General features: G+C 73.1%; 6 protein-coding genes. 1 reads left to right on the top strand and 5 read right to left on the bottom strand.

Annotation, left to right across the window (positions count from 1 at the left end; genetic code table 11):
- Positions 1-51: 51 nt before the first annotated feature.
- From glgB to ACH4FX_RS28185, 5 genes are all read right to left on the bottom strand, one after another.
- The gene (gene glgB, locus ACH4FX_RS28205; RefSeq protein ID WP_398483562.1) at positions 52-2,595 is read right to left on the bottom strand and encodes a 1,4-alpha-glucan branching enzyme; all 2,544 of its coding nucleotides are present in this window, start codon (positions 2,593-2,595) and stop codon (positions 52-54) included.
- Between the two features lie 188 nt (positions 2,596-2,783).
- Positions 2,784-4,355, bottom strand: coding sequence for a phosphotransferase (locus ACH4FX_RS28200; RefSeq protein WP_398483560.1), 1,572 nt, complete (start codon positions 4,353-4,355; stop codon positions 2,784-2,786).
- Positions 4,356-4,637: 282 nt separating this feature from the next.
- Entirely contained in the window at positions 4,638-6,338 is a 1,701-nt protein-coding gene (gene treS, locus ACH4FX_RS28195; protein ID WP_003982225.1) for a maltose alpha-D-glucosyltransferase, read from the bottom strand.
- Positions 6,335-8,338 (bottom strand): maltotransferase domain-containing protein, encoded by a 2,004-nt coding sequence (locus tag ACH4FX_RS28190; RefSeq protein ID WP_398483558.1) that lies wholly within the window; start codon positions 8,336-8,338, stop codon positions 6,335-6,337. The genes treS and ACH4FX_RS28190 overlap by 4 nt, the downstream gene beginning before the upstream one ends.
- 341 nt (positions 8,339-8,679) lie before the next feature.
- Positions 8,680-9,885, bottom strand: a complete 1,206-nt coding sequence (locus ACH4FX_RS28185) for a S8 family peptidase (protein WP_398483556.1) — start codon at positions 9,883-9,885, stop codon at positions 8,680-8,682.
- A 380-nt stretch (positions 9,886-10,265) separates the two neighbouring features.
- Here ACH4FX_RS28185 and glgP point away from each other — a divergent pair, with 380 nt between their 5' ends.
- Positions 10,266-12,971 (top strand): alpha-glucan family phosphorylase, encoded by a 2,706-nt coding sequence (gene glgP / locus ACH4FX_RS28180; RefSeq protein ID WP_398483554.1) that lies wholly within the window; start codon positions 10,266-10,268, stop codon positions 12,969-12,971.
- The last annotated feature ends 22 nt before the right edge of the window (positions 12,972-12,993 follow it).

The raw sequence follows: 12,993 nt of genomic DNA, 5'->3' as shown, positions 1-12,993 counted from the left end.
GTCCGGTCTCGTCCCGTCCGGTCCCGGGCGCCGCGGCCCCGGACCGCCCGCTCACACCGGCCGCAGCCAGACCGTCGCCAGCGGCGGCAGTACCGGCGTGATCGACGCCGGCCGCCCGTGCCACGGGACGGACGCGTCGGGCACCAGCGGCTCCGGGTTGCCCACCCCGCTCCCGCCGTACCGGACATCGTCCGTGTTCAGCACCTCCCGCCAGGCCGGCACGCCCTCCGGCACCCCGAGCGGGTACGCGTGCCGCACCACCGGCGAGAAGTTGGAGACCGCCAGCAGCGGCGTACCGTCCCGGCCGCAGCGCAGGAAGGCGAAGACGTTGTCCTCACCGGCGTCCCCGACGATCCAGGAGAAGCCCTCCGGCACGGTGTCCTGCTCCCACAGCGCGGGCGTGTCCGTGTACCGGCGGTTCAGGTCGCGCACCAGGTCCCGGACACCGCGGTGGTCCGGCTCGGCCGAGTACGACGGGTCCAGCAGCCACCAGTCCGGCCCGTGGCCCTCCGCCCACTCGGCCCCCTGCGCGAACTCCTGCCCCATGAACAGCAGCTGCTTGCCCGGGTGCGCCCACATGAACCCGAGGTACGCCCGGTGCGTGGCCCGCTGCTGCCACCAGTCGCCGGGCATCTTGGACACCAGCGACCGCTTGCCGTGCACCACCTCGTCGTGGGAGATCGGCAGCACGTAGTTCTCCGAGTACGCGTACACCATCGAGAACGTCATCTCGTTGTGGTGGTACTTGCGGTGCACCGGCTCCTTGCTCACATAGCCCAGCGAGTCGTGCATCCAGCCCATGTTCCACTTCAGCCCGAAGCCGAGCCCGCCGAAGCCGCCGGGCCCCACGTGGTGGGTGGCCCGGGTGACACCGTCCCAGGCGGTGGACTCCTCGGCGACGGTGACCACGCCGGGGCAGCGCCGGTAGACGGTCGCGTTCATCTCCTGGAGGAAGGCGACCGCGTCCAGGTTCTCCCGGCCGCCGTGCACGTTGGGCGTCCACTCGCCGCTCTCGCGGGAGTAGTCGAGGTAGAGCATCGAGGCGACGGCGTCCACCCGCAGCCCGTCGATGTGGAACTCCTCGCACCAGTACACCGCGTTGGCGACCAGGAAATTGCGCACCTCGGCGCGGCCGTAGTCGAATTCCAGGGTCCCCCAGTCGGGGTGCGCGGCCCGCGCCGGGTCCTCGTGCTCGTACAGCGGCCGTCCGTCGAACTCGGCCAGCGCCCAGTCGTCGCGCGGGAAGTGCGCCGGCACCCAGTCCATCAGGACCCCGATCCCGGCCCGGTGCAGCGCGTCGACCAGGTACTTGAAGTCGTCGGGGGTGCCCATCCGGGCGGTCGGCGCGTAGAAGCCGGTGACCTGGTAGCCCCAGGAGCCGCCGAAGGGGTGCTCGGCGACCGGCATCAGCTCGACGTGGGTGAAGCCCAGGTCCTTGACGTAGGCGGGCAGCTGCTGCGCCAGCTGACGGTACGTCAGGCCGGGGCGCCACGACCCGAGGTGCACCTCGTAGACGGAGAACGGCGCCTCGTGCACCGGCCGCTCGGTGCGCCGCTCCATCCAGGCCGCGTCCTGCCACCGGTAGTGCGAGGCGTGCACGACCGAGGCGTTGGCGGGCGGGCACTCCGTACGGCGCGCCATCGGGTCCGCGCGCAGCGTCTTCGTCCCGTCCGGCCGGGTGATCTCGAACTTGTACAGCTCGCCCTCGCCCAGCCCCGGCAGGAACAGCTCCCACACCCCGGACGAGCCGAGCGAGCGCATCGGGAAGCCGGTGCCGTCCCAGTAGTTGAAGTTGCCGACCACACGCACGCCCCGGGCGTTCGGCGCCCAGACGGTGAAGCGCGTCCCGGTGACGCCCTGGTGGACCATCGGCCAGGCGCCCATCGCCTGCCACAGCTCCTCGTGGCGGCCCTCGCCGAACAGGTACAGGTCCAGTTCGCCGACGGCGGGCAGGAAGCGGTACGGGTCGTGCACGGTCACGTCGTTGTCGTCGTACGAGACCAGCAGCTCGTACTCGGGCACCGCGGACAGCGGCAGGACGCCGCCGAACAGGCCGTCGCCCTCGTCGTGCAGGTCGGCGCGCAGGCCCTTGGCGAGGACGGTGACGCCCTTCGCGTACGGGCGCAGGGTGCGGAAGAGCACCCCGCCGCGCACCGGATGGGCGCCGAGCAGGCCGTGCGGGTCGTGGTGGGCGCCGGACAGCAGCCGGTCCCGGTCCTCGGGGTCGAGCGGCGGCGCGGTCCGCACGCCCCGGCTCCCGCCGCTGGGGTCGGGGGCGGGGCCGCTCCGCGCGCCGTCGGTCCGCGCGCCGTCCGGGCGCGCGCCGGCGGGCGGCTCCGGCAGGGGCTCGCCGTGGTCGCGCTGGTGCGGTGGCCGCTCGGCGGCCTCACCGGCCCCCTCGGTCTCACGCGTCTCGGCGGTCCGGTCGGGCGAGGCGGTTCCGCCGGGTCCGGCAGGCTCATCACGCCCCGGCAGGAAGGTCGCCGGGACACCGGACCGGCCGGCGGGTGCCTCCGGGGGCGTACCCCGGACGGCCGTGCCACGGGCGGGCGCGGGTTCTTGCGATGGGCGGCGGGACGACGAACGGGCGGTCACGAGAGGAGCCTCCTCGGCCAGATGGCAGGTATCAGGGTTGTCTCAGGTGGTGTCTGAGGTGTCCGGGGTGCGGGAGTCCGGCGCGCACCGGGTGTACCGGACGTACCGGGCCCGCGGGCGGTGCCGCCGGTGCCGCACCCGCCGATGCTGGTGCTCCGTAGAGCTGCGGGTGGCCCGCTCCCGCCGTTTCATGCGCGCCCATCGGCCACATCCAGGTCCGGGCCCGTGCCGGGGTCGGCGCCGGTGGCGCCCCGGGACGCCTGCGCCCCGGCGAGCCGCCGCACCGCGGCCATCGGTACGGGCAGCCAGTTCGGCCGGTGGCGGGCCTCGTACAGCACTTCGTACACCGCCTTGTCGGTCTCGTACGCGCGCATCAGCTCGGGCGCCGAGCGCGGATCGAGCCCCCCGGCCTCCGCGTACCCGAGGCAGTAGGCGGCCCGGGTGCGCCGCGCCCACTCCAGCGACCAGGGGTCGCCGCCCGAAGGGCCGCTGCGCGCCGCGTAGTCGAAGGAGCGCAGCATGGCCGCCACGTCCCGCACCGCGGGCTGCGGGCGGCGCCGCTCGGCCAGCGGCCGGGACGGCTCGCCCTCGAAGTCGATCAGCGACCAGCGGCCCTCGTCGGCGGTCCGCAGCGTCTGGCCCAGGTGCAGGTCGCCGTGGATGCGCTGGGCGGGCCAGGCGCGGCCGTCGTGCCCGAGGGCGGCCAGCTCGTCGAAGGCGGTGCGCAGCCGCGCGCAGTACGGCCGCAGGGCGGGCACCACCCGCGCGGTGGCCACCAGCCGCTCGTTCATCCGGGCCGCGATGGCGTCGAGTTGGGGGCGGCGCAGCTCGGTGGTGGGCAGCGTCTCGGCCAGCGCGGTGTGCACCTCGGCGGTGGCGTGCCCGAGCGCCCGCGCCGAGCTGGTGAAGTCGGCCTGTACGGCGAGGGCGTTGAGGGCCAGCTGCCAGCCGTCGGCCGAGCCGCTCAGGTAGGGCTGGAGCACGCCCAGCGTCACCGGCTCGCCCTCGTCGGGCCCCGGGTCGGTCTCGAACCAGGCGGCGGGGGCCGGGACCCGGCCGCACTTGGCGCGGGCCAGCGCCAGCGGCAGCTCCAGGTCCGGGTTGAGGCCGGGCGCGGTCCGCCGGAAGATCTTGAGGATGTACGAATCTCCGTAGATGACCGAGGAGTTGGACTGCTCGGCGGTGACCGGGCGGGCCGGCATGCCGGAGGAGATGGCGCTGTCGGGCACCCGGCAGAACCGCAGCCCGCCGAGCCGCCCCGGCACGCGCAGCCGCTCCAGCAGGAGCGCGCACAGCCGCGTGTCCAGCAGGGCGTCGTAAACCGTACGGCCGTGCAGGGGGCCGCTGCCGGGGCGGCCGATCATGGCGGGGGCGAGCTGCGGCGGCAGCGCGCTGTGCACGCCCAGCAGGAGTTGGTAGCAGTCCGGGGCGGCCGTCGGCCCCCCGGGCGGCCCGGCTGCCGTTTCGGCGGGGCCCTCCGCCGGATCCGGCTGCGGGGCCCCTGGAGGAGGCGCCGACTGCTGGGCCCGTACGAGCAGGTGCAGCAGTCCCGGTGTGGCGCCACCCGCGGCGCACGGCAGCAGCTCGGTCGCCGACACCAGCTGGAACCCCGTGAGCGGCCGCCCTTTGCCGGCGAACCACCGCTGCCGCGGCAGCCATTCGGTCAGCAGGGGGACGAGGGAGGACAACAGCGCGGGCGCGGTGATCGAGAGGCGGTCATGCGAACTGCGGATGGCACGGGTCGAGGCGGTCTCCGACATGGCGTCGCGTCCTTTCCCCGGGCACACGACAGATAGGGCAAAGTGTCCCGGAATGCGGCCTTGACTGTGCGGCGGTGCGGGACGTGTCGGGTGAGGATCGTCCGTACGGCAGCGGCGTCCGTGGGGATTACCCCTGACACCGGGGTTTCGGCGCTGGCTCACCCGGCCCGTGCGGTAGTAGGGAGACTGCCCGTGGGGGCGGTCGGAAAACGCCCGTACCCGCTGCGCGGGCGGATACGGGCGGCGGTTTTCCGCCGCCCCGGCCGGACGCCGGTGGGGCCCCTAGACCGCCCCCCTCCGCAGCCGGAACCAATAGAAGCCGTGCCCGGCCAGGGTCAGCAGATAGGGCCATTCCCCGATGGGCGGGAAACGGACGCCGCCGATCAGCTCGACCGGGTGGCGGCCGTTGAATGTCCGCAGGTCCAGTTCGGTGGGCTGCGCGAAACGCGAGAAATTGTGTACGCAGAGCACCAGGTCGTCCTGGTATTCGCGCAGGAAGGCCAGCACCGCGGGGTTGGACGAGGGGAGTTCGGTGTAGGTGCCGAGCCCGAAGGCCGGGTTCTGCTTCCGGATCTCGATCATGCGGCGGGTCCAGTGGAGCAGCGACGACGGCGAGGACATCGACGCCTCGACGTTGGTGACCTGATAGCCGTAGACCGGGTCCATGATGGTCGGCAGGAAGAGCCGGCCGGGGTCGCAGGAGGAGAATCCGGCGTTGCGGTCCGGGGTCCACTGCATCGGGGTGCGGACGGCGTCCCGGTCACCGAGCCAGATGTTGTCGCCCATGCCGATCTCGTCGCCGTAATACAGGATCGGCGAGCCGGGCAGCGACAGCAGCAGCGCGGTGAACAGCTCGATCTGGTTGCGGTCGTTGTCGAGCAGCGGGGCCAGCCGGCGGCGGATGCCGATATTGGCCCGCATGCGCGGGTCCTTGGCATATTCCGCATACATATAGTCGCGCTCTTCGTCCGTGACCATTTCGAGCGTCAGCTCGTCGTGGTTGCGCAGGAAGATGCCCCACTGGCAGTTGGCCGGAATCTCCGGGGTCTTGGCCAGGATTTCCGAGACCGGGTAGCGCGATTCCCGACGGACCGCCATGAAGATGCGCGGCATGACCGGGAAATGGAACGCCATGTGGCATTCGTCCCCGCCCTTGGAGTAGTCGCCGAAATAGTCGACGACGTCCTCCGGCCACTGGTTGGCCTCGGCCAGCAGCACCGTGTCCGGGTAATGCGCGTCGATCTCGGCCCGCACGTGCTTGAGGAAGGCGTGCGAGGCGGGCAGGTTCTCGCAGTTGGTGCCCTCTTCGGCGTACAGGTACGGGACCGCGTCCAGCCGGAACCCGTCGATCCCCAGGTCGAGCCAGAAGCGCAGCGCGGAGAGCATCTCCTCCTGGACGGCCGGGTTCTCGTAGTTCAGGTCCGGCTGGTGGGAGAAGAAGCGGTGCCAGAAGTACTGCTTGCGCACCGGGTCGAAGGTCCAGTTCGACGCCTCGGTGTCGACGAAGATGATCCGCGCGTCCTGGTACTGCTTGTCGTCGTCGGCCCAGACGTAGTAATCGCCGTACGGCCCGTCCGGGTCGGTGCGGGACTCCTGGAACCACGGGTGCTGGTCGCTGGTGTGGTTCATGACGAAGTCGATGATCACCCGCATCCCGCGCTGGTGCGCGGCGTCCACGAACTCCACGAAGTCCGCCAGGTCCCCGAATTCCGGCAGCACGGCGGTGTAGTCCGAGACGTCGTAACCCCCGTCCCGCAGCGGCGACTTGAAGAACGGCGGAAGCCACAGGCAGTCCACGCCGAGCCACTGGAGATAGTCCAGTTTGGCCGTGATGCCCTTGAGGTCGCCGATGCCGTCACCGTTGCTGTCCTGGAAGGAGCGGACCAGGACCTCGTAGAAGACGGCCCGTTTGAACCAGTCGGGATCGCGGTCCTTGGCCGGGGTGTCCTCGAACTTGTCCGGGACGGGCTCGTTGACGATCAATTGGGTGACCCTCCGATCGGTGAGGACGGTCGCAGGGAGAGCAGGTGCGCGGGGGCCGGCGAGCGGCCCGGATCGAGGCGCACATAGTTGTCCCTGCCCCAGTGGTAGGTCTCGCCGGTGAGCTCGTCGCGCACCGGGACGGAATCGTGCCAATCGAGGCCGAGTTCCGGCATGTCCAACGACACCGTCGCCTCGTGGGTGTGGTGCGGGTCGAGGTTGACGACGGTGAGCACGGTGTCGGCGCCGGCACCGTTCCCGGCCCGCTTGGAATAGGCGAGAACGGCGTCGTTGTCGACGGCGTGGAAATGGAGGTTGCGCAGCTGCTGGAGTGCCGGGTGGCGGCGTCGCAAGCGGTTCAGTGCGGTGATGAGAGGTGCGATCGTACGGCCCTGGCGGCCCGCTGTCTCCCAATCCCGGGGCCTGAGTTGGTACTTTTCGGAATCCAGGTACTCCTCGCTGCCACTTCGTACCGGCGTCGATTCGCACAGCTCGAATCCGGCGTAGACGCCCCACGTCGGGGAGAGGGTGGCGGCCAGCACCGCGCGTACCTCGAACGCGGGCCGTCCGCCGTGCTGGAGATAGGCGTGCAGGATGTCCGGCGTGTTGACGAAGAAATTCGGCCGCATGTACGAGGCCGATACGCGCGACAGCTCGGTGAGGTACTCGGTGAGCTCGTGCTTGGTGTTGCGCCAGGTGAAGTAGGTGTACGACTGCTGGAACCCGATCTGGGCCAGCGTGCGCATCATGGCGGGCCGGGTGAACGCCTCGGCCAGGAAGATGACGTCCGGATCGGTGCGGTTGACGTCCGCGATGACCTTTTCCCAGAAGACCACCGGCTTGGTGTGCGGATTGTCGACGCGGAAGATGCGCACCCCGCGCTCCATCCAGAAGCGCAGCAGCCGCTCCGTCTCCCGCACCAGGCCGCCCAGGTCGGCGTCGAACGCGAGGGGGTAGATGTCCTGGTACTTCTTCGGCGGATTCTCGGCGTAGGCGATGGAGCCGTCCGCGCGGTGGTGGAACCACTCGGGGTGCTCGGTGACCCAGGGGTGGTCCGGCGAGCACTGGAGGGCGAAGTCCAGTGCCACCTCCATGCGCAGGTCGCGCGCCGTTTGCACGAAGTGGTCGAAGTCCTCGAAGGTGCCGAGGTCCGGATGGAGCGCGTCGTGCCCGCCCTCGGCCGAGCCGATGGCCCACGGCGACCCGACGTCGTGCGGCCCGGCGGAGAGCGCGTTGTTGGGTCCCTTGCGGTAGGACGTGCCGATCGGGTGCACGGGCGGCAGGTACACGACGTCGAAGCCCATGGCGGCGACCGCCGGCAGCCGCTCGGCGGCCGTCCGGAACGTTCCGCTGACCGGCGCCGCGCCCTTGCGCACCACCGCGCCCTCCGACCGCGGGAACAGCTCGTACCACGATCCGAACAGCGCGCGGCGGCGCTCGACCAGCAGGGGCGCGGTGCGCGAGGCGGTGACCAGTTCGCGCAGCGGGTGGCGGTCGAGGGCGCCGGTGACCTCGGGGGCGAGCGCGGCGGCCAGCCGGGTGGCGGCGGGCAGCCGGGTGTCGCGCAGGGTGTCCGCGGCGGCCAGCACCGCTTCCCGGCCGTCTCTTTTCGGCACCTGCTCCGCGGCGCGTTCATGGAGCACCGTGCCCTCGGCGAGCACCAGTTCGGTGTCGATACCGGCCGGGATCTTGATGCCGGCGTGGTGGCGCCAGGTGCCGACCGGGTCTGACCAGCCCTCGACGCCGTACGTCCACCGGCCCTCCACGTCCGGGGTGACCTCGGCGCCCCAGCGGTCGGTGCCGGGCGCCAGTTCGCGCATGGGGGTCCAGGGCCCCGGCCGGCCGAGGGGGTCGCGCAGGACGACGTTGGCGGCGACCGCGTCATGGCCCTCGCGGAAGACGGTGGCCGAGATCTCGAAGGTCTCGCCGACCACCGCTTTCGCCGGGCGCCGGCCGCAGTCGATCAGCGGGTGGAGGTCCAGCACGGGGATGCGGCCGATCATGGGGTCACCTGACGGTTGGGATGTACTACTGGATTCTGGCCTTTCTATCGTTTTCGCGACAGTTGGACGGGCTGCGGGCATGGGCTCTCCTGTCCGCTTTCACTCGGTTGGCGGATGGGGCGTGCGGGAAGCCGTGCGGCGCGATGCGCGGGGACGGTACCGCCAAAGCCTTCCCGGGGCGCGCGGTCGGGCAATCCGGCCGTCCGCGCACTACCGGCACGTAACCGTGGAACGGAATATGACCCGGGCCCGTCCCGCGCCCGGCGGGGGCGCCGGCACCCCCGGGCGGGCGGCCGCGGTCCGTCGGCACCGGGCCGGCGGCCGGTGCCGCCCACATTCCGCTAACGGGTTCTGACCTGCAACAACGCGGTCGGTGAGCCGGGGCCCGCCGCCGTGATCCGGTGCCGGGCCGCGGTGGCGGCCAGCGCGTGGTGCACCTCCTTCGGTCCGGCCCGCCGATGGGACGACAGGTAGAGCGCAGCCGCGCCGGCCGCGTGCGGAGCGGCCATGGACGTGCCGGAGAGGGTCCGCTGCGCGGTGTCTCCCGAGTGCCACGCCGACGTGATGTCCACACCCGGTGCGAACAGGTCGACTTCCGCGCCCCAGTTGGAGAACGCGGCCCGCCGGTCCCGGGCGTCACTCGCCCCCACCGTGAGCGCCTCGCGCACCCGCCCCGGCGAAGAGGCCCCGGCCCGCCGCCCGTTGTTGCCGGCCGCGACCGTGACGGTGACGCCGGACGCGACGGCGCTGCGTACCGCCTGGTCGAGCTGTGGGCTGGGCGCGCTGCCCAGGCTGAGGACGGCCACCGCCGGGCGCCGCGCGTGCCGGGCCACCCAGTCGATCCCGGCGATGACCTGCGCGGTGGTGCCCCGGCCCGTACGGTCCAGGACGCGTACGCCGACCACCCGGGCTCGCTTGGCGACGCCGTACCGGGTGCCCGCGGCCGTCGCGGCGACGTGCGTGCCGTGGCCGTTGGCGTCGCCGGCGTCCGCGTCGCCGTCCACGAAGTCCCAGCCGCTGCGGGCCCGGCCGCCGAAGTCCCGGTGCGTGGTGCGGACGCCGGTGTCGAGCACGTACACCGTCACGCCCCTACCGCCCGACGGCGGCGCCGTGTAGGACCGGTCCAGCGGCAGGCCCGCGCGGTCCAGACGGTCCAGACCCCAGGACGGCGGGTTGCGCTGCGTACGGTCCAGCGAGACCGTCCGGTCGCGGGTCACGGACGCGACTGCCGGGTCCGCGGCCAGCCGCCGCGCCTGGGCCCGGGTCGCCCGTACGGCGAAGCCGTTGACCGCCGTGCGGTACGTGTGGCTGATCCGCGCCCCGTACCGCGCCGCCAGGGCCCGGCCCGCCGCGGACGCCGCCCGCACCTTCCCGGGCCCGGACGCCAGGGTGACGATGTAGCCGCCGCGCGCCGGGGCGGCCCCGGTGGCGGCGGCCGGCGCTCCCGGGCCGGGCGGGGCGGCGTGCGCGGGCAGGGCGGCGACCGCGAGCACGGCCGCGGCGACGGCCGCGGCCGGGCCCCCGCGGCGGGTCCGTATCGGTGACATGTGTCCCGTTCCCCTCCTCAACTCGGCGGGACACCACCGGGGTTGCGTACGGGAGCCGGGTACCGTCGCACCCGTGCCGGCGGCGCCACACCGCAGCCTTCCGCCCGGCGCGAGCCCGTACAAGAGTGCACGAGGGTGTGGAACCGGCCATATCGGCCGCAAGAGGTGGGTGGGGCCGGGGGAGGGATGCGCCGCATCCCGGCCGGTCCGGTGCGCCGCGCCGGGTCCCGGGACGGCCGGAAAGCGTCCTCCGGGGGCCCGGCTCGGCCGAACGGGTGACGGGCCAAGCGACGGCCGGAGCACGGCAGTTGGCGGCCGGATCCGTACGGATTGCGGGCTACCGGGCGAACCGGCGGGCCCCGCGCCGCTACCGTCGTAGCGTGAAGGCCATTCGTCGGTTCACCGTGCGCCCCGTCCTCCCGGAGCCCCTGCGACCCCTCAGCGACCTGGCGCGCAATCTGCGCTGGTCCTGGCACCCCGAGACCCGCGAACTGTTCCACGCCATAGCACCCGCCGGCCGGCGCCGCGCGGGGCTGGACCCCGTACGGCTGCTGAGCACCGTCTCCGCCGAGCGGCTGGCGGAACTGGCCGGGGACCGCAGATTCCTGCGCCGGCTCGGCGCCGCCGCCGACGACCTGCAGGACTACCTCACCGGGCAGCGCTGGTACCAGAGCGGCCGGGACGGGCGGCTGCCCGAGGCCGTCGCCTACTTCTCGCCCGAATTCGGCATCACCGCCGCCCTGCCCCAGTACTCCGGCGGCCTCGGCATCCTCGCCGGCGACCACCTCAAGGCCGCCAGCGACCTCGGCGTACCGCTGATCGGTGTCGGCCTGCTCTACCGGCACGGCTACTTCCGCCAGTCGCTCTCCCGTGAGGGCTGGCAGCAGGAGCACTACCCGGTGCTGGACCCCAACGAGCTGCCGCTGGACCTGCTGCGGGAGGCCGACGGGTCGCCCGCGCAGGTCGCGCTCGCGCTGCCCGGCGGGCGCCGGCTGCGGTCGCTCGTCTGGGTGGCCCGGGTCGGGCGGGTGCCGCTGCTGCTCCTGGACTCCGACGTGGAGGAGAACGCGCCGGGCGAGCGGGATGTGACCGACCGGCTCTACGGCGGGGGCAGCGAGCACCGCCTGTTGCAGGAGATGCTGCTGGGGATCGGCGGGGTCCGCGCCGTACGGACGTACTGCCGGCTGACCGGCCACGCCGCGCCCGAGGTGTTCCACACGAACGAGGGACACGCGGGCTTCCTGGGCCTGGAGCGCATCCGGGAGCTGGCGGACGCCGGCCGGGAGGGCGGCCCCGGCGAGGCCGGCGGGCCGGTCGGGCTCGGCTTCGACGGCGCCCTGGAGACCGTCCGCGCCGGCACGGTCTTCACCACCCACACCCCCGTCCCCGCGGGCATCGACCGCTTCGACCGCGAACTGGTCGCCCGCCACTTCGGCCCGGCGGCGGAGCTGCCCGGCATCGACGTCGAGCGGATTCTCGCGCTCGGCCTGGAGACCTACCCCGGCGGCGAGCCGAACTGTTTCAACATGGCGGTGATGGGCCTGCGGCTGGCCCAGCGCGCCAACGGCGTCTCCACCCTGCACGGCCGGGTCAGCCGGGAGATGTTCGCCGGGCTGTGGCCGGGCTTCGACCCGGAGGACGTGCCGATCACCTCCGTCACCAACGGCGTGCACGCCCCGACCTGGGTGGCGCCCGAGGTCTTCCGGCTGGGCGCGCGGCAGATCGGGGCCGGCCGCACCGAGGACGCGCTGTCGGTCGGCGACTCGCGGCGCTGGTCGGCGGTGGCCGACATCCCGGACGCGGACGTCTGGGACCTGCGGCGGGTGCTGCGCGAACAGCTCGTGGAGGAGGTACGGCGCCGGCTGCACGTCTCCTGGCGGCAGCGCGGCGCGGGCGCCGCGGAACTGGGCTGGATCGACGGTGTGCTCGACCCGGACGTGCTGACCATCGGTTTCGCCCGCCGGGTGCCCTCCTACAAGCGGCTCACCCTGATGCTGCGCGACCGCGACCGGCTGATGGAGCTGCTGCTGCACCGCGAGCGGCCGGTGCAGATCGTGGTGGCGGGCAAGGCCCACCCGGCCGACGACGGCGGCAAGCGCCTGGTGCAGGAGCTGGTGCGCTTCGCCGACGACCCGCGCGTACGGCAGCGGCTGGTCTTCCTGCCCGACTACGGCATGGCCATGGCGCAGAAGCTCTATCCCGGCTGCGACGTCTGGCTCAACAACCCGCTGCGCCCGCTGGAGGCGTGCGGCACCTCGGGCATGAAGGCGGCGCTCAACGGCTGCCTCAACCTGTCCGTGCTGGACGGCTGGTGGGACGAGTGGTACGAGCCGGACTTCGGCTGGTCCATCCCGACCGCCGACGGCCACGCCACCGACGAGAACCGGCGCGACGACCTGGAGGCCAACGCCCTCTACGAGCTGCTGGAGCAGCGGGTCGCCCCGCGCTTCTACGACCGCGACGCGAACGGCGTCCCGCAGCGCTGGGTCGAGATGGTCCGGCAGACGCTGGTCAATCTGGGGCCCAAGGTGCTGGCGGGCCGGATGGTGCGCGAGTACGTGGAGCGGCTGTACGCGCCCGCCGCCCGTGCCCAGCGGGCACTGACCCCGCAGGCCGCGACCGAACTGGCGGCGTGGAAGGCGCGGGTGCGGGCCGCGTGGCCGCAGGTCGCGGTGGACCACGTGGAGACCGGGGCGCTCGCGGTGGAGCGCGCGGAGCCGGCCGGCGTGCCGGGCGGCCCGCCCAACGGCAGCGCCGAACTGGGCGCCACGCTCGCGCTGCGGGTACGCGTCACGCTCGGCGAGCTGGCCCCGGACGATGTGGAGGTGCAGGTCGTCTCGGGCCGGGTGGACGAGTCGGACCGGATCACGGATGCGACGACCGTGCCGCTCAAGCCGACCGGCGGCCCGGACCTGGAAGGCCGCTGGCTCTACGAGGGGCCGCTCGCCCTGGACCGGACCGGCTCCTTCGGCTATACGGTCCGCGTCCTGCCCGCGCACCGGCTGCTGGCGTCCGCCGCCGAGATGGGGCTGCTGGCGGTGCCGTCACAGGCGACGGGCGAGGAGGCCGGGGTGCTGATGCGCTGACGGCCGGCCGCCCTCCGTACCG

Origin of the sequence: Streptomyces sp. NPDC018019 (genome assembly GCF_044327805.1) — a bacterium.
Lineage (GTDB): Bacteria > Actinomycetota > Actinomycetes > Streptomycetales > Streptomycetaceae > Streptomyces.
This window is presented reverse-complemented; position numbering and strand designations above follow the sequence as displayed.